The organism is Paenibacillus sp. J23TS9 (assembly GCF_018403225.1).
Taxonomy (GTDB): Bacteria; Bacillota; Bacilli; order Paenibacillales; family Paenibacillaceae; genus Paenibacillus_AQ.
In genome coordinates this window covers 1-248 of record NZ_BOSG01000047.1, presented here as the reverse complement: position 1 = coordinate 248, position 248 = coordinate 1, and the positions used below count along the sequence as shown (strand labels likewise).

At 54.4% G+C, this 248-nt stretch carries 1 rRNA gene; it reads right to left on the bottom strand.

Going from position 1 to position 248, the window contains the following annotated elements:
• A 16S ribosomal RNA gene (locus KJS65_RS29640) occupies nucleotides 1–248 on the bottom strand; the annotation flags it as partial.

Genomic DNA, 248 nt, shown 5'->3' with positions numbered 1-248 from the left:
AGACCCGGGAACGTATTCACCGCGGCATGCTGATCCGCGATTACTAGCAATTCCGACTTCATGCAGGCGGGTTGCAGCCTGCAATCCGAACTGAGACCAGCTTTGATAGGATTGGCTCCACCTCGCGATTTCGCTTCCCGTTGTACTGGCCATTGTAGTACGTGTGTAGCCCAAGTCATAAGGGGCATGATGATTTGACGTCATCCCCGCCTTCCTCCGGTTTGTCACCGGCAGTCATTCTAGAGTGC